Here is a 17,236-nt window from a genome sequence, read left to right as displayed (position 1 = left end):
GACCGCGGCGCGGCGGGCCGGGTCGGTGAGCCACCCGAGCAGCCGGTCGGCGAGGGCCTCGGCGGAGTCCTCGACGAGGTCGTTGGGCTCCCGGACAGCCTCGTCGTTGGTGCCGCACCGGGTGGTGACGACGGGCAGGCCACTCGCCTGGGCCTCGAGGTAGGCCAGACCGAGCTGCTCGGTCCACTTCCACGTCGGGCGGGGTGCGGTCGTGAAGACCGCGGCCGAGCGCATCAGCTCGGCGACGCCCGCGGTGTCGAGGGACCCGACGAGCTCGACGCCGGACCCGGGGCGGTCCGCCTCGGCCCGGACGAGGTGCTCGAGCGGGCCCCGGCCGGCCACCCGCAGGCGCGCCTCGGGCACGCTGCGGCGCACGATCCGCATCGCCTCCAGGACGCGGTCGATGCCCTTGTTCTCGGCCAGCGGCGAGGCGAAGACGACGATCGGCTCCTCGGTCGGTGCCTCCGCGGGGTGGAAGAGGTCGGTGTCGACGCCGGGCTTGACCACCCGGATCAGCTCCTGCGCGAATCCGTTCTGCAGGAGGTGGTCCCGGGCCGCATCGACCGTGCACAGCAGCAGGTCGGCGTCGCGGCAGGAGTTCAGCGCCTGCCGGTACGGCGGGATCCGGTACAGCGGCTGGTCCGGGAGGTTCTCCCAGGTGATGACCGCCTGCAACGGCCGGCGGGCACCGCTGCGGCGGGCGCGCCGACGCCAGGCCGAGGCCTGGCCCGTGACGAGCGAGCACAGCTCGAGGGAGGTCACCCAGTCGTACTCACGGGGGTCCTGCTCGGCCAGCCCCCGCACCCACGCGAGGGCGCCCGCCTCGATGAAGCGCTTGATCGGGCGCCGGTAGGTGCTGGGGATCCAGTCGACCTCGCCCGGGGGCTCCTGCCGGGCCATGGCCCGCACCCGGGTGCCGGGCATGAGGGACATCCAGTACAGCTCTCGGCGGGCCCGCTGGTCGGGCAGCGAGACCCAGAGCATCCGGCGCGCTCCCTCCGGGCTCATCGGGTGGCCCGGTCCTTGCGCCCGCGCCGGGCGCCGGCGGCGTAGCCACCGGCCTCCATGGCCCGCAGCAGGACCATGCCGACGGCGTGGGCCGGGTCGCGCAGCAGTCGCCGGTGGTTGCGCACGTAGGAGCGCAGCACCGCACGTCCCTGGGCGCTGACGGCACCCTCGTGCTCGCTGGCGAAGGCGGGGATGCTGCGGCCGTAGTAGTAGCGCTTGCGCAGCACCTCGGCGACGGTCAGGCGCCCTTCGTCGTGGTCGATGATGATCGGCGCGAGCTCGATCCCGGCACCCGTCGAGCGCATCTTCATGCGCAGGTCGGCGTCCTCCGGACCGGACATGTCCGTGTGGAAGGCCCCCGCCCCGAGCAGGTACTCGCGACGGACCAGACGCGGGTTGTGCAACCACGGGTCGTCCAGGTAGCACTCGCGCTCCAGGGCCCGGCAGGCCGTCCAGAAGCCGTCGCCGATCGTCCGCTCCGGCAGCGCGATGCCCACCGCCCCCGTCGCGGCGGCGGTCTCCAGCGCCGCCGCGATGCTCCGGGGCGGCAGGATCATGTCGCTGTCGAGCCACAGGACCCACTCCGACCCGGCCTCGGCGACGCCGGTGTTGCGCTGCGCGGAGCGTTCCGGCCCGGCGGTGATGACCCGGTCGGCGAGACGCCGGGCCACCTCGAGCGTTCCGTCGGTGCTGTGGTTGTCCACGACGATCAGCTCGACCGACGGCTCCTGCTCGACCACCGAGCGCAGGCAGGCCTCGATGGTGCGGAGGTTGTTGCGGGTCGGGACGACCACGGTCACCGAACCCGGGTCGGGTGACGTCACGGCTGCTCCTTACGGGTCACGCCTGAGGAAGGTGGCGAGGATCGCCAGGACCAACCCCGCACCGGCGATGTGGTGCGGGACCGTTGCCGACTTCACGGCATCCGCACTGACCGTACCCAAGGTTCCCGTGACCAGGCCCAGGTACGCGACGAAGACGACACCGGCGAGGACGACGAGACCCGCTCCGGCGACGAGCAGGGCTCCCGGCCGCGGGTCACCGCGCCGGATGAGCAGGACGACGGCCAGGGCGGCGAGCCCGCCGCCGATGCCGGTGAGGGCCAGCGCGCCGATGACGAGGGCGGCCTCGGCCAGGTTGCGGGAGGCCCCGCTGCGCGCCCGCAGCGCCGCCGTGAGCCCGCGGTGGCGGCGCTCCCGCCGGGTCCGCCCCCTTCGGCCCCCGGTGGTGGCCTCCTCGGGCTCCGGCGTGGCGACCGGCTCCTCGGGGGTGCCCTCCGACGGGCCGCCCACGGTCGCGGTCGCTGCCTCGGTCAGCTCGTCCACGGGCCAGTCGGCCGCCCGTTCGGTGCGTAGCTGGTCGCGCCGACGGCGCAGTAGCGGGGTGAGGAAGAGGACGAGGGCGGCGATGAGCGCGACACCGGAGACGAGCATCGCGACATTCGCCCGCCGCTGCGGGGTGTAGCTGATGTGGATGTCGTGCGCGGCGGTGTCGTCGACGTACCACCCCGTCGCGTAGCCGTCGACGACCACGGGCTCGCCGAGGTCGGTGCCGTCCTCGAGGGTGGCCCGCCACCGGGGGTCGTACCCCTGCCCGATCGCCAGGAAGTACGGCTGCGAGGCCTTGCCCACCTCGACGTCGATCGAGGAGGTGACGACCCCACGGTCGGCCTGCACCACGGGCGCGGGCACCTCGTGCGCCGCCGTGTTGCCCTGCGCGGCCGTGCTGCCCTGTGCGTCGCGCAGCATCAGCGAGTCCAACTGGATGCCGTCGACCGGGCGGAGCTGGTGCTCACCCCAGACGAGGGGTTCCTTACCGCAGCCGCGCCAGTCGCTCCCGGCCTCGCCGGTGCCGCTGATCCGCGAGGGGTCCTCCGGTCGCATGCGGACCGGCTCGCCGTCGATCCTCGCGACCGCGACGCAGCGGTCCTGCTGGCCCGTCTGCTCGATCTGCACGCCGGTGTCGATGGCGCTCACCCGCGGCGGGCGCTCCCCCGCCGAGTCGTCGACTCCCCCGAGCTCGACGCGGACCCGCTCGCCGGTCGTGCCGGCGGGCACCTCGACCGTGCTCGTGCCCTTGCCGATGCTGCCGCTCGCGACCTCCTCGCCGTCGACCAGGACGCGCGCCCGGGTGGCCCAGGCGGTGTCGTCGTCGTCGCCGGGGCCGGGCTCCTGGGTGATCTCGATGTCGGGGACCTCCCGCTCGGGCCCCTCGATCTGCCACCAGGCCTTGCCGAGCTTCCCGCCCGGGACCCACGCCGTCGCCTCGTCCTCGTCGGCGGCCCTCGAGGCGCGGCGGTCGAGGTCGTCGAAGTAGGTGCGGTTCGACCGCGCGGTGTACGTGGTGTCCATGCCGGAGAGCCGGTCGGCCAGCGGCTCGAGCGGGCCGTCCACGCGGACCGCGGCGCGGGCCTTGAAGGTGCGGTCGTCGGGCAGGGTGAAGTTCCGACGCAGGTCCTGCTCGGTGTCGTCACTGACCGAGTCGGTGTTGAGCGCCCGGGAGAAGCTCACGTCCAGCGGGACGCCGGTGAAGTCGCGTCGCTCGCCGGCGTCGAGCCTGCCGTAGAGGTCGTTCAGGGTGTTCGGCAGCCGGATCGTGCGGCGGGCGTGCGGAGCGTCCTTGCCGAGGTCGATCTCGGCGATCCCCACGAGGCTGACGCCCTCACCACGCAGGCTGTCCACGCGCAGCTTCACCGTCTTGGCGCGCACCCCGTCGAGGTCGACCCGGGCACGTCCCTTCGCGTCCGTGGTCACGGTCCTGTGGGTGTCCCCGGCGGTGACGGCCAGCTTCTCGATCTGCACCCCGCCGAGGGCGGTGGTGTCGATCGTCACCTTCCCGAGCCGCTGCTTCGTCGGCAGCGTCAGGGTGAGGCTCTCGCCCTTCGCCCGGCCGAAGTCGCCGAAGAGCCAGGAGGTGCTCGGGTCGCCGTCGATGGCGTTCTCCGGGATGCCGTGCGGCAGGTCGAAGAAGGCGCCGCCGGTCATCGTCGCCTTCACCTTGACCCCGCTGCGCACGAGGGTGCTCTGGTCCTTCGCGGTCCCGAGGGCCCGGCTCGTGCCCGGGTCCTCGTTCGCGGCGACCACCGCACCCTGCCCCTCGGTGAGCCGGTTGGTGATGGCGGACCTGCGACGGTTGGTGTCGGTCAGGACCATCCGGGCGTCCCGGTCCAGGAGGTGCTGCAGCTGCTTGCCGCTCATGTCGTGGGCGTAGCGGATCGACGGGGTGCCCTTCAGCAGGCCGGCCTGCTCCAGCGTGGGGATGGACCAGGCGTCGCCGGCGACGACGAGGGTGCCGGCGGTCGGCGTGGCGTGCACCATGGCGCGCGAGTTCTTGACCCCGTAGAGCTGGAGCGGGGGCAGCAGCGCCTCCTCCTGGGACTGCGGAGGCGTCGCCTTCGTGAAGGTGTTCTGCCCCGGCTCGCCGAAGTTCGCGATGCCCTGCAGGCCGTCGTCCTCGCTCAGCGCGGCGGCGGTCTCCCCCGGCCGGGCGCCGCCGGTGTCCTCCCACACGATGTCGTGGCGTAGCAGCACCTGGTCCACGCCCAGGTAGCGGGCGAAGGGGGAGACGTCCCGCGAGCCGGCGTTGCCCGACTGCAGCGTGTCGTCCAGGGCGGCGAGGAAGTTGCCGCCGGGAGGCGAGGTGTTGGGGTGGGTCTCCGGGATGACCGCGTCGCGGTGCAGCAGCGAGTTGGGCAGGTCGTCCGGCCGCTCCGGGGTCCACCGGTAGTGCGGCCGGGTCTGCCCCGGCAGCAGGAGCACCCGCTTGTCGGCGTCGCCCTGGTCGACCCGCTTCGCCGCCTGCTCCCAGTAACCGGGCACGTCCAGCGGCGAGACGTAGAGGTTGCCGGTCACCGCGGGCGCGATGAGCGCGGCGACCGTGGCCAGCCCGAGCCCGCCGGCGAGCGGCCCCAGCCCCGGGCGCCTGGCCAGGCGCGGCAGCACCCGCACCGCCGCGACGCCCAGGACGAGGGCGAAGGCGAGCGCGAGGCCGGCCCCGATCTTGTTCGTCGTGCGGAAGGCCTCGAGCGGCCCGACGGTCTCGAGCACCACGCGCAGCGCCGCGGCGAAGGGGGATGCCCCGTACCCGCCCGGGTAGAGCCCGACCATGATCACCGCGACCATCCCCGTCATCGCGGCGACGAGGCGGGCCAGCCGGACGGGCGCGACACGAAGGGAGGCGAGCGCCGCGGCGGGCCACAGCAGGGTGAAGAGGATGACGACGCCCGAGGTGAAGTAGATCGCGTACTCCGGCAGCCAGGGGCCGGCGTCCGAGGAGCCGTAGTAGGACCAGAGCCCGAGACCGCGCAGGACCTCGACGAAGGAGCTGACCTTCGCGATGCCGTCGAGGCTCTCGGAGCCCTCGACGATCTGGCTGCCGGTGCTGGTCGCCGCGGCGCCGGGTACCAGCCAGTAGGAGGAGACCGCGAGGACGAAGAGGGCCGACTTGCCGAGCGAGGTCGCGATCTCCCGCCAGGTCCGACCCCGCTCGGAGCGCACGAAGAGGGCGAGGGGGATGACGAGGAGGAGCTGGTAGACGGGCACGACCCCGACGTTCATGCCGCTCATCGCGAAGAACACGAGGCCGACCGCGGCGGGCCAGGCCCAGCTCGTCGGCTCGCGGAGGGAGCGGGTGAGCGCGATGAGCAGCCACGGCAGCAGCGCCATCGGGAGGGCGATCGCCAGGGTTCCTCCGGCGGCGACCGCGTAGGGGTTGGCGATGTAGGCCACGCCGGCGAGCAGCCCCGCCCAGCGACCCGCGGCGGGCAGCAGGGTGCGCAGCAGCCGGTTGGCACCCCAGGCGGCGAGTCCCCAGAGGATCAGGTGGTAGACCTTGAAGGCCATCTCGGGGTCCAGCCCCAGGGAGCGCAGCAGCCAGGTCACCGCGAGGACGGGCACCAGCCCGACGTTGAAGTTCGGGGAGCCGAGGTACGGCGAGAAGGTCCACGCGGAGAGGTACCTCGGCAGCACCTCCTGCGGGGCCAGGTAGACCTCCGGCTTGATGTCGGTGTTGAAGACACCCCAGCCATTGACGAAGACGATGACCGCGAGCACGATCAGCAGGACCCCGGAGAGGACAGGCACCCTCAGGAGCCTGGAGAGCCGGCTGCGCACTGGCACGTCTCCTCTCGTCCTGACCGATCCGTGACGCACCTGCAGCACGCCGACGAAACATCGTAACCGAGGAACCCGAGACCGCTACCGGGGCGTAACATCAGCCGGACAGCCCAGCCGTACCGCCCAGAGGATTCCATGTCGACACCCCTTCGCCGGGCGATCCCGTTCGCCGGGCTCGGACTCGGCGTCGCCATGGGACTGGCGAACGTCATGAGCTATGTCTTCGTGGCCCTGGTCTCCTCGACGCTCGGCCCGGAGGACTTCGGTGGCTTCTCGGCGCTGAACACCTACGGGATCCTGCTCGCGATGCCGGCGGGGGCCTTCCAGGTCGTCGTGGCGCGGCGCCAGACCGTGGCCACCCGCGACGCGGGTCACCACGTGACGGGGCTGGGCCCGGCACTGGCGGTCGGGATGATCCTGGCCGCCCTGAGCATCGCGATCGCCCCGGTGCTGCGCGACGTGTTGCGGCTGGAGAGCGCGTGGGCAGTGGTGTGGCTGGCGCTGATGCTGCCGCCCATGACCGTGACGGGCGCGCTCCAGGGGGTCCTCCTGGGCCGGGAGTCCTTCGGCCGGCTGTCCATGGTCTACATCGCGACGGCGGCCACCCGCCTCGGGGCTGCCGGGTGTGCCCTGCTGTGGAGCTTCGGGGTCACCGAGGTCTTCACCGCGATCATGGTCGCCTCGCTGGTCACGGCCGTGCTCGCGCTGCTCCTCACCCGGGCGGAGCTGGACCGGGGACGCGAGGCGCCCCGCTGGCAGGAGCTGCTCGACGAGCTGGTGCGCAACAACGTGGCGCTCGCCGGGCTGATGGCCATCTCCAGCGTCGACGTCGTCCTGGCGCGGACCGTCCTGGACGACCACTCCAGCGGGGCCTACGCGCTCGCCGCTCTCTTCGGGAAGGTCGTCTTCTGGGGGACCCAGTTCGTGGCCCTGACGATCGTGCCCACCATCGCCAGTGCCGGCACCCGCTCCACGGTCCGCACGACCCTCCACCGCTCGGGACTGGGTGTCCTGGCGATCGGTGGCCTCGTCGCGTTCGTGTGCTGGGCGCTGCCCGGCCCCCTCGTCGCGCTCTCCGGTGGTTCGGCATTCGTCGACGCCGAGCCCCTGCTCGTCTTCACCGCGCTCATCGGGACGATGTGGGCGGTCACCCAGGTCTGGCTCTTCGCGGGGATGAGCCAGGGGCGGCACGTGATGACCGTGGCAGTCTGGGTCGGTGCGGCCGTGCAGTCGGCACTCGTCCTGCTCTGGCTGAACGAGTCGCCGTACGAGGTGCTGGCGGCGGTGGGCGCGACCGCGACCGCCGTCGCCCTCGTGGGGTTGCTCCAGGTGCCGAAGGGGGCCCGCTCCCCCGCCCCGGAGTCGGCGGAGAACCTCGAGGCGCTGGACCTCACCCGGGAGTGAGCTCAAGAAGTGCTCAGTCGATCGAGCTGGCCTTCTTGGACGGGTAGAGCCGCTTCGCGAGCGGGATGAGACCGGGGAAGCGCTCGATGGCCGTCCAGGCGGCCTTCTGCCCCGGCCCGAGCGCCGCGCGGTAGGCCAACCGCCGCCACTGCACGTCCCAGGGCTCCGCGGCGCCCCGCGGGTTCGCGGCGTCCCGCCGGAAGGCGAGGGCGTGCAGGCCGTTGGCCCAGCGGGGGTCGTTGTTCTCCCGCGCGTCCCAGCGCCGGACGACCTGCCACTGGGGGTGCCGCGCGATGTACTCCTCGTGCGCGTCGCTGACCATCGGGTAGGTCGCGTCGTCGACGAGGACGATCGCCTCGTCCGCGAGCCACGGCTCGATGATCCCGAGCGCGAGGTAGTGCGAGAGGCCGGTGTGCTCGCCGTCGTAGAAGTAGACACCCACCGGCCGGTCGATGACCCCGGGGCGGCGCAGCAGCTCGAAGCAGTTGCCCTCCAGCAGGCGCACGTCCGCGTGGGAGGCATGGGCCCGCAGGTTGTGCTCCAGCTCCTCCCGGGCCCGCCGGCCCTGCATCCCGAACTCGAGGTAGTTCTCGAGGACGTAGAAGGTCTTGTCGGACACGCCCTGGACAGCTCCGCACATCGAGCGGCCCTTGTAGCTGCCGACCTCGAGGTAGCACTCGTCCGAGGGCATGACGCGCGCGGCGGCGTTGAGCACCGCCAGCTCGTTGGCCGAGGTGTAACCGGCGACGGCGCCGGCCAGCTCGGCGAAGTGGGGGTCGAGCGGGTCCCGCTCCTGCGGGTCGCCGCCGAAGGCGCGCTCGACCTCCTCGAGGAAGGCCTCGAGCTGCATCAACGCCACCCGTCCGAGGCCCAGTCGTCGTCGCTGCGGCGGTCCCTGGCGGGCCGCCGCCGGCGCTCCGTGTCCTCGTCCGAGCGCGCCGACCGGCGGTGCCGCGCGCTGCGGCTCTCGGCGGGGTCGAGGAGCTCGTCCCGATCGCGCTCGTCCTCGTCGCGGTCACGGTCGCGGTCGCGGCGCTCGCCCCGGTCCCGGTCGCGCTCCTCGTCCCGATCCAGCTCCTCGTCCTCGTCATCGAGGAAGGCACGGTTGCGCACGCTGTCGGTGCCGAAGAGCGCGAACCCGAGGACCACGACGAGCACGCCCAGCCCGAGCGCCAGCAGCGCCCTGGCATAGTGCAGCTGCTCGGGCGCGCCGCAGATGTTCTTCGCCTCGGTGTTCGGGGACGAGGGCGAACCGCACTCGAAGACGCCGCCCTCGGGCTTCAGGAGGTAGACGGGTGTGAAGTAGTAGTAGACGGCGACACCGATGAGGCAGAGCCCCACGATGACGGCTACCTTTGTCCCGGTCCGTATCGTGCTGATGGTGCGCGCCTCGCGCGTGGTCTCGCTCATGGCAGCAGTGTACGGACGAGTAACCGCCCGTCAGGTCCAGCCCCGGAATGTATTGGAGATCACCGTGCCACGCAGGTCGCCCGGTCCTCTCCTGACCTACCGGCCGGCCGTCGACGGGCTGCGCGCCCTGGCGGTGCTGTCGGTGATGGCCTTCCACATGCTCCCCGATGCCCTGCCCGGCGGCTGGTACGGGGTGGACACCTTCTTCATCATCTCGGGCTTCCTCATCACCTCGTTGCTCCTCGCCGAGTACCGGATGCGGCACGGGCACATCGACCTGCTCGGCTTCTGGCTGGCCCGCTGCCGACGGCTGCTCCCGGCGCTCTTCGCCGTCCTCCTGCTCGTGCTGCTCCTCGCCCCCTTCCTCACGGACCCGGGGCGGGTCTCCAGCGTCGGCACCGACGTCGTCGCCACTATCTTCTACGTGGCCAACTGGCGCTTCGTGCTCGGCGACGAGGCGTACTTCGGCGACATCGCCGCCCCCTCGCCCGTCCTGCACACCTGGTCCCTCGGGGTGGAGGAGCAGTTCTACATCCTCTTCCCGCTGCTCCTCATCGGGCTGCTCGCCGTCATCCGGCGGCGGGCGGCACTCGCCGGGGTGCTCGGCGTCCTGACACTCGGCTCGGCCGCGCTGATGATGGTGCTGCACCACCCCGGGCTGGAGCCGACCCGCGTCTACTACGGCACCGACACCCGGGCCCACCAGCTGCTCGCCGGGGCCGCGGTGGCCGTGCTGCTCAGCCCCGGTCCGGGGAGTCTTCCGCTCCGCGTGGTCCGCGGGATCGACCGATGGTGCCGATGGCTGTCCCCGGTGGCGCTGCTGGTGCTCCTCTCGGCGTACTGGTGGGCCGGCGACGCGCGCAACGCCCTCCTCGAGGGATGGCTGCTGCCGCTCTCGGGTGCCGTCCTCGTCGTGATCGTCGCGGCGACGAGCCCGTCTCGGTCACCGGTCCGGGAGCTGCTCTCCTGGGAGCCGCTGCGCCGCATCGGGGTCGTCTCCTACGGCCTCTACCTGTGGCACTGGCCGATCGTGGTCTTCCTCAACGACGAGCTCCTCGACCTCCCGACGCCGGCGCTCGTCGCGCTGCAGGCCGTGCTCACCGGTCTGCTCGCCGCCGTCTCCTACCGCTGGCTGGAGCGGCCGGTGCGCAGGCACGGTCTGCGCGCCCTCGTCCCCCGGCTCCCCCGGGTCGGCCCCACCGTGGCCGTCGCCGGGGTCCCGGTGGTGCTCGCGGGGGCGCTCGCCCTCGGTGTCGCCGGCACGTCGGTGAGCACCGCGCTCCCCTCGGGCCCCGGGGTGCACGTCGCCGAGGGCAGCTACGAGTCAGGGACCCGGATCACCCAGGCCGCCTTCATCGGCAACTCCGTCCCCGAGGGACTCATCGACTACTTCGACGAGGAGTCCTACCCCGACCTGCGCCTCACCGACATCACGAATCCCGGGTGCACGACGCTCGCTGCCCCGGGGTACGTGGACGGCGAGGAGAAGCCGGAGCAGGACGGCTGCACCCGGTGGCGGGAGAGCTGGCCGAAGCGCATCCGCGGCACCGACCCCGACCTCGTCGTGTACTTCGTCGGGCAGAACACCGTCACCGACCGCATGGTCGGGGGCGAGGTGGTCCGCTTCGGGACGCCGGAGTGGACGCGGTACATCAGGGACAGCCTCGATGACGTGCGCCGCATGAGCGGTGACCGGGCGATGGCGGTGGTCAACCTCTCGTGCCACGCCATGCCGACCTTCGGCAAGGAGGACCTCGAGCGGATCAACGACCGGAGCTACGTCGAGGAGGTCAACGAGACCGTGGCGGCGTGGGCCGACGACCACGACGTCGAGGTCATCGACCAGTACTCCCTGCTCTGCCCCGAGGGGCGCTTCAAGGACAGCATCAACGGCGTGCCGCTGTACCAGGACGCCCTCCACTTCAGCGACGAGTCCGGCGACATCTTCTGGCGCTGGCTGGCCCCCAGGCTGCAGCACGCCGCCGGGGCGCGCGAGGCCTCCCAGGACACCCCGTCGGACGGGGGCCGGTCCTGACCGCCGCCGTCGTGCTCGCCGGGGGTCGCGGCCAGCGGATGCACCCGCTGACGCTCGACTGCCCGAAGCCCCTGCTGCCCGTGGGCGGGCGCACCCTGCTCGAGCACCAGGTCGAGCGCCTCGCCGCGGCGGGCGCCGAGCGGATCGTGGTCTCGACCGGGTACCGGCACGAGGACTTCGCCGACGTCGTGGCGCGCTCGCGGGCCGCCGGGGTGGACGTCGTCACAACCCGCGAGGAGGAACCCCTCGGCACCGGCGGGGGTCTGCGGGAGGCGTTGCGGGCGCTGCCCGGGGCCGAGACGGTCATCGTCCTCAACGGGGACCTGCTCACCGGTCACGACCTGGGGGCACAGGTGGCCCGACTCGAGCTCGCCCCGAGCGAGGTGCTCGCGTGCCTGCACGTGCGTCGCGTGCCCGAGCCGCAGCGGTACGGCAGCGTCCTGCTCGGGCCCGGGCACCGGATCACCGAGTTCGCCGAGAAGTCCGCGGCGCCACCCGCTGCGACGATCAATGCCGGCACCTACGTCGTCCGGCAGCAGCTGCTGGAGCAGATCCCCGCCCGGGGGCGCGTCTCCCTGGAGCGGGACGTCTTCCCGCTCCTCGTCGACGCCTCGGCGCTCGTGGGACATCCGCAGGAGGCCTACTTCCTCGACGTCGGCTCCCCCGCCGCGCTGCTCCGGGCCAACCGCGACCACGTCCGCGGCCGCCTCCCCGGCACCGACGCGAAGGGAGACCCCCACCGGGAGAGCCTGTGCCTTCCCGGCGCGGACGTGGCGCCCACCGCGCGCGTGACGGGCGGCGCGGTGATCCACCCCGGCGCGGTGGTCGGCCCCGGGGCCGAGGTCACCGGTTCGCTGGTGCTCCCCGGCGCCGACGTCGGCGCCGGCTCCGTGGTGCGGGAGAGCGTCGTGGGCCGTCGCGTCGTCGTCGGGGCCCGGGCACGGCTGCTGGGCTGCGCCGTCGGCTCCGGGCAGCGGGTCGCGCCGGGAGAACGCCTGGACCAGGTACTGCGGCCGGCGGAGCCGACCGGGGCCTAGTGCGCCGCTTCGTGCCAGCTGGCGCCGAGGCCGACCGAGACGTCCAGCGGGACGTCCATCTCGCCCGCGGCGCCCATCTCGGAGCGGACCAGCTCCTCCACGGCGGCGGCCTCCCCCTTCGCGATCTCGATGACCAGCTCGTCGTGCACCTGGAGCAGCACCCGTGAGTCCAGGCCGGCGGAGACCAGCGCGCCCTGGACACGCAGCATGGCGGCCTTCATGATGTCGGCCGCCGAGCCCTGGATCGGGGCGTTGAGCGCCATCCGCTCGGCCATCTGCCGGCGCTGCCGGTTGTCGCTGCCGAGATCGGGCAGGTACCGGCGTCGGCCGAGCATCGTCTCGGTGTAGCCGGTGGCCCGGGCCCGGTCGACGACCTCCTCGAGGTAGTCGCGCACCCCGCCGAAGCGCTCGAAGTACTCCTCCATCAGCCCGGTGGCCTCGCCCGTGGAGATCCCGAGCTGCTTCGACAGGCCGAAGGCGCTCAGCCCGTAGGCCAGGCCGTAGGACATCGCCTTGACCTTGCTGCGCATCTCGAGGGTCACATCGGCCGGCTCCACGCCGAAGACCCGGGCCCCGACGAAGCGGTGCAGGTCCTCCCCGGTGCGGAAGGCGTGGATGAGGCCCTCGTCCCCCGAGAGGTGGGCCATGACCCGCATCTCGATCTGGCTGTAGTCGGCCGACATCAGCGACTCGTACCGGTCGCCGACGACGAAGACCTGCCGGATCCGGCGGCCCTCCTCGGTGCGGATCGGGATGTTCTGCAGGTTCGGGTCCGTCGAGGAGAGGCGCCCGGTGGCGGCGATCGTCTGCTGGTAGGTGGTGTGGATGCGGCCGTCGTCGGCCACCGACTTCAGCAGTCCCTCCACGGTCACCCGCAACCGGGTCGCGTCCCGGTGACGCAGCAGCGCCTCGAGGAAGGGGTGCTCGGTCTTGGCGTAGAGGTCGGCCAGCGCGTCCGCGTCGGTCGTGTAGCCGGTCTTGGTCCGGCGGGTCTTCGGCAGGCCGAGGGTCTCGAAGAGCACGACCTGCAGCTGCTTCGGCGAGCCGAGGTTGATCTGCTCGTCGCCGATGGCCGCCCACGCGTCGGCCTGGGCCTCCTCGACCTTGCCGGCGAAGTCGGACTCCAGCCTGGTGAGGGCGTCCATGTCGACGGCGATGCCGGCACGCTCCATCCGCGCCAGCATGTCGACGACCGGCAGCTCCACCTCCCGCATGAGCCGGGTGCCGCCGGTCTCCTCGACGAGCTCCACGAGCACCTCGGCGAGCTCGACGGCGGCCGTCGCCCGGACCATGGAGGTTCGGCCGGCCTCGGCGTCGTCGGCGGAGAAGTCGAGCATCCCCTGGTCCGGCTCCTCCCCGCCGCTGCCCAGGTCACGCCCGAGGTGGCGCACCGACAGGTCCTCGAGGTCGTAGGAGCGCTGGTCCGGGCGCACGAGGTAGGCCGCGATCGCGGTGTCGACCGCGAGGCCCGCCAGCGGGAGGCCGGTGGCGGCGAGCGCGAGCATCGGCCCCTTCGCGTCGTGCATGACCTTCGGCCGGTCGGGGTCGGCCAACCACGCGCGAAGGGAGTTCTCGTCGCCCGGGGTCAGGTCCGCGATGACGACGTGGGCGGCCTCGCCCCCGGACGTCGCGAGGCCCAGCCCGACCGCCTCGCCGGTCCCCCGGCCCCACTCCCCCGACACCTCGAGGCCGATCCGCTGGTCGCCGTGCTCGGTGAGCCAGCCCGCGAGCTCGTCCTCGCCGAGGACGCGTCCGCTGATCTCCACGCCGCCGGCGACCTCGGCCTCGTCGGTCTCGAAGGTCTGGAAGAGGCGGTCGCGCAGCACCCGGAACTCCAGGCTGTCGAAGAGGGTGTGCACCCGCTCGCGGTCCCAGGTGCGTCGCTCGAGGTCCGCGACCTCGACCGGGACGGGGGCATCGCGCACGAGGGAGTTGAGCCGGCGGTTGCGCAGCACCTGGTCCAGGTGGTCCCGCAGCGACTGCCCGGCCTTCCCCGTGATCTGGTCGACCCCGGCGACGATGCCCTGCAGGTCACCGTGGGCGTTGATCCACTTCGCGGCGGTCTTCGGCCCGACACCGGGCACGCCCGGCAGGTTGTCGCTGCTCTCCCCCACGAGGGCCGCGAGGTCCGGGTAGCGCTCGGGACCGACCCCGTACTTCTCGGTGACCGCCTCGGGGGTCATCCGGACCAGGTCCGAGACCCCCTTGCGCGGGTAGAGCACCGTCGAGTGGTCGTCGACGAGCTGGAGGGTGTCCCGGTCGCCGGAGCAGATGAGGACGTCCATGTCCTTCGCGCGGGCCTGCGTGGTGAGGGTGGCGATGACGTCGTCGGCCTCGTAGCCGTCCATGGAGACGTGGGTGATGTTGAGGGCGTCGAGGACCTCCTTGAGCAGCGGCACCTGCCCGGAGAAGGCGTCCGGGGTGGCGCTGCGCCCGGCCTTGTACTCGGAGTACTCCTCGCTGCGGAAGGTGGCCCGCGAGACGTCGAAGGCCACCGCGACGTGCGTGGGGTCCTCGTCGCGCAGCACGTTGATGAGCATCGCGACGAAGCCGTACACGCCGTTGGTGTGCTGGCCCGTGCTCGTCGAGAAGTTCTCGGCGGGGAGGGCGAAGAAAGCCCGGTAGGCCAGAGAGTGTCCGTCCAGCAGAAGAAGTCGACTCACCCGCGTCACCCTATGCGCTCCCCCTGACATCCGCGGCGGAGGTGACCGCCGGTGACGAACCCGTCACGTCACCCAGGCGTTCCCGACTACCGCCGCGTAGCATGTGCGCGGCCCGTCATCGGGCCCGCTCGGCCTGAGCGACCGAAGGAAGGAGCCGTGCGTGTCCGAGAGCCCCGTACCGCGCGGCTACCGCCCTCCGCTGGACGGCCTGCGCGGGATCTCCGTCATCGCCATCGTCCTCTTCCACGCCGGGGCGACGTGGGTGGCCGGCGGCTACTGGGCGGTCAACGTCTTCTTCATCGTGTCGGGCTACCTCATCACCGGTCTGCTGCTCGCCGAGTACGACCGTTGGGGCACCATCGACCTGGTCAAGTTCTACGTCCGGCGCGCCAGGCGCCTGCTGCCCGCGCTGGTCACCACCGTGGCCCTCACCGCGGTCGCCACCCGCTTCCTCCTCGGCACGTCGATGCCCGAGACGAGCAAGGGCGATGCCATCTCGAGCCTGTTCTACGTGGCGAACTGGCGCTTCATCCTCACCGGGCAGTCCTACTTCGCCGAGTTCGGCTCCGCCTCGCCCTTCCGCCACATGTGGACCCTGGCGATCGAGGAGCAGTACTACCTCATCTTCCCGACGCTCCTCCTCGTGCTGCTGACGTGGCTGCGCCGCAAGTGGCACGTCACGTGGGGGCTGGTCGTGCTCATCGGGGCGTCCGCGACCCTGATGTTCCTGCTCCGGCCGGAGCCGGGCGCGGACACCTCGCGCATCTACTACGGCACCGACACCCGGATGCAGGACATCTTCTCCGGCTGCGCGCTGGCGCTGGCGGTGTGGGCGGCACGCACCCGCGACCTCGCCCGGCTCGCCTCGCGGCGGCGGCTGCTCGACGTCGTCGGCGTCATCGGCGCCGTGGGCCTGATCGCCGCGCTGCTCCTCCTCCAGCTCTTCCACTGGGTCTACCCGTGGGGGTACCTGCTCTTCAACACCGGCTTCGTCGTCCTCGTCCTCGGCGTCGTCGAGATCGCGCCGGGCGGCCTGCTGGCCCGCGTGATGTCGGTGGGACCGCTCGTGTGGGTAGGCAAGCTCTCCTACTCCCTGTACCTGGTCCACTGGCCGGTCATCGTCCTGCTCGACGAGTCCGTCACGGGGCTGGACGGTATGGCCCTCTTCGCGCTGCGGATGGCGATCTCCTTCCCGCTCGCGGCCGGCTCGTACTACTTCATCGAGAACCCCGTACGCAGGGGCCGGCTCTCCACGCTGCTCACGCCCTCCCGGACCGGTCTGGTGGGTGTCACGGCCATGGCGCTCGGCGTCGCCTGCGTGCTGACCTCCTTCCAGGGCATCAAGGGCACGCCCAATGTCGCCACCGGTGATGCCCAGCGCGTCTCCGCCGACGCGGGATCCGGGGACTTCCCGCTGCTCATCGTCGGGGACTCCGTGGGCTTCTCCCTCGGGTACAACTTCCCGAAGGAGGACTTCCCGGACGTTGCGCCCACCGCCCAGGTGCGCTTCGGCTGCGGCACCGCGATCCAGCACCTGGCCGTCGACGGCCACCAGCAGGAGCCCGGCACCGAGAAGTGCGAAGGGATGTTCCAGGAGTGGACCACCGCCGCCGAGGAGACCCGGCCCAAGGCCGTCGTGTGGAGCCTCGGGGGCTGGGAGGTCTTCGACCACGTCGTCGACGGCAAGATCGTCTCCCCCGGTTCCCCCGGCTACACCGAGCACCTCGAGAGCCGACTGGAGGAGGGCCTCGCGGCCCTGCCCGAGGACGTCCCGGTCTTCATCCCCGACGTGCCCTGCTACCACCAGGAGTCCTTCGTCGTCGACGGCGAGGACCTGGCCCCCGACCGCAACGACACCAGCCGCAGCAAGGCCGTCAACCGGGTGCTGGAGGACTTCGCGAAGAAGCACGACCGGGTGCACGTCCCCGACACCTACTCCTACCTCTGCCCCAACGGCAGCTACGAGAAGCGGATCGACGGGGTGTGGATGCGCGATGATGGCGTCCACTACAGCGCCGAGGGCGCCCACGAGTTCTGGTCCTGGCTCATGCCGCAGATCAACGAGACCGTCAAGCGGGAGGGCGGCCGATGATGCCCCTTCCCACCACAACAGGAGGACCCACGTGAAGGACCTGACGTCCCCGCCCACCTCGACACCGACCCTGGAGGAGCTCAACGCCCACCGCGGCGCGCTCAACGAGCGAGTGGGCCTCGAGCTCATCGAGGCCACGCCCGAGCGGTGCAGCGCCCGGATGCCGGTGGAGGGCAACACCCAGCCGTACGGGATCCTGCACGGCGGAGCCAGCGTCGTCATGGCGGAGGCCCTGGGGTCCACCGGCGCGGCACTGCACGCGGCGACGCTGGGCAAGATCGCGATCGGCCTGGACATCAACGCGACCCACCACCGGGCGGCGCGGCACGGCAACATCACCGGTACGGCGGTCGCCCTGAGCCTCGGCGGCAGCATCGCCAGCTACGAGGTCACCATCGTCGACGACGACGGTCACCGCATCTGCACCTCGCGGATCACCTGCATGATCCGGGACCTGCCCCCGGGCGCCTGAG

General features: G+C 72.2%; 11 protein-coding genes. 5 read left to right on the top strand and 6 right to left on the bottom strand.

Annotated features, from left to right (window positions below; genetic code table 11):
• The 3 genes from JCO01S_RS08795 to JCO01S_RS08785 form a co-directional block, all read right to left on the bottom strand.
• Nucleotides 1-1,008: glycosyltransferase family 4 protein (locus JCO01S_RS08795; RefSeq protein ID WP_068253937.1), on the bottom strand; the 1,008-nt coding region annotated here is incomplete at its 3' end.
• Complete coding sequence (locus JCO01S_RS08790) at nt 1,005-1,832, bottom strand: glycosyltransferase family 2 protein (protein ID WP_068253934.1); 828 nt, start codon at nt 1,830-1,832, stop codon at nt 1,005-1,007. The genes JCO01S_RS08795 and JCO01S_RS08790, both read right to left, overlap by 4 nt.
• 9 nt (nt 1,833-1,841) lie before the next feature.
• The gene (locus JCO01S_RS08785; RefSeq protein ID WP_169796918.1) at nt 1,842-6,089 is read right to left on the bottom strand and encodes an alpha-(1->3)-arabinofuranosyltransferase domain-containing protein; all 4,248 of its coding nucleotides are present in this window, start codon (nt 6,087-6,089) and stop codon (nt 1,842-1,844) included.
• A 168-nt stretch (nt 6,090-6,257) separates the two neighbouring features.
• Between JCO01S_RS08785 and JCO01S_RS08780 the strand changes: the two genes are divergently transcribed.
• Entirely contained in the window at nt 6,258-7,526 is a 1,269-nt protein-coding gene (locus tag JCO01S_RS08780; RefSeq protein ID WP_068253928.1) for a lipopolysaccharide biosynthesis protein, read from the top strand.
• A 13-nt stretch (nt 7,527-7,539) separates the two neighbouring features.
• On the opposite strand, the gene JCO01S_RS08775 is transcribed toward JCO01S_RS08780, so the two are convergent.
• Both JCO01S_RS08775 and JCO01S_RS08770 read right to left on the bottom strand, forming a co-directional pair.
• Complete coding sequence (locus tag JCO01S_RS08775) at nt 7,540-8,376, bottom strand: class I SAM-dependent methyltransferase (RefSeq protein WP_068253924.1); 837 nt, start codon at nt 8,374-8,376, stop codon at nt 7,540-7,542.
• Nucleotides 8,376-8,936, bottom strand: coding sequence for a hypothetical protein (locus JCO01S_RS08770; protein WP_068253921.1), 561 nt, complete (start codon nt 8,934-8,936; stop codon nt 8,376-8,378). The genes JCO01S_RS08775 and JCO01S_RS08770 overlap by 1 nt, the downstream gene beginning before the upstream one ends.
• A 64-nt stretch (nt 8,937-9,000) precedes the next feature.
• Here JCO01S_RS08770 and JCO01S_RS08765 point away from each other — a divergent pair, with 64 nt between their 5' ends.
• Both JCO01S_RS08765 and JCO01S_RS08760 read left to right on the top strand, forming a co-directional pair.
• On the top strand, nt 9,001-10,971 hold the full coding sequence (locus JCO01S_RS08765; RefSeq protein ID WP_169796917.1) for an acyltransferase family protein: 1,971 nt from the start codon (nt 9,001-9,003) through the stop codon (nt 10,969-10,971).
• Nucleotides 10,972-10,982: 11 nt separating this feature from the next.
• Complete coding sequence (locus JCO01S_RS08760; protein ID WP_068253915.1) at nt 10,983-12,008, top strand: nucleotidyltransferase family protein; 1,026 nt, start codon at nt 10,983-10,985, stop codon at nt 12,006-12,008.
• Here JCO01S_RS08760 and polA read toward each other — a convergent pair.
• On the bottom strand, nt 12,005-14,671 hold the full coding sequence (polA, locus tag JCO01S_RS08755; protein WP_068253912.1) for a DNA polymerase I: 2,667 nt from the start codon (nt 14,669-14,671) through the stop codon (nt 12,005-12,007). The two genes, JCO01S_RS08760 and polA, sit on opposite strands and share 4 nt — an antisense overlap.
• A gap of 160 nt (nt 14,672-14,831) precedes the next feature.
• Here polA and JCO01S_RS08750 point away from each other — a divergent pair, with 160 nt between their 5' ends.
• Both JCO01S_RS08750 and JCO01S_RS08745 read left to right on the top strand, forming a co-directional pair.
• On the top strand, nt 14,832-16,763 hold the full coding sequence (locus tag JCO01S_RS08750) for an acyltransferase family protein (RefSeq protein WP_068253908.1): 1,932 nt from the start codon (nt 14,832-14,834) through the stop codon (nt 16,761-16,763).
• 31 nt (nt 16,764-16,794) lie between these two features.
• Nucleotides 16,795-17,235, top strand: coding sequence for a PaaI family thioesterase (locus tag JCO01S_RS08745; RefSeq protein ID WP_439645695.1), 441 nt, complete (start codon nt 16,795-16,797; stop codon nt 17,233-17,235).
• Nucleotide 17,236 lies beyond the last annotated feature (1 nt).

Origin of the sequence: Janibacter corallicola NBRC 107790, assembly GCF_001570965.1 — a bacterium.
Lineage (GTDB): Bacteria > Actinomycetota > Actinomycetes > Actinomycetales > Dermatophilaceae > Janibacter > Janibacter corallicola.
The sequence above is the reverse complement of the archived record's forward strand: the minus strand, read 5'-3'. Positions and strand labels throughout refer to the sequence as shown.

Excerpts from the sequence above, each read along its gene's own strand:
- JCO01S_RS08780 (WP_068253928.1), top strand. The coding sequence starts at position 6,258 with ATGTCGACACCCCTTCGCCGGGCGATCCCGTTCGCCGGGCTCGGACTC.
- JCO01S_RS08775 (WP_068253924.1), bottom strand. The coding sequence starts at position 8,376 with ATGCAGCTCGAGGCCTTCCTCGAGGAGGTCGAGCGCGCCTTCGGCGGC.
- JCO01S_RS08770 (WP_068253921.1), bottom strand. The coding sequence starts at position 8,936 with ATGAGCGAGACCACGCGCGAGGCGCGCACCATCAGCACGATACGGACC.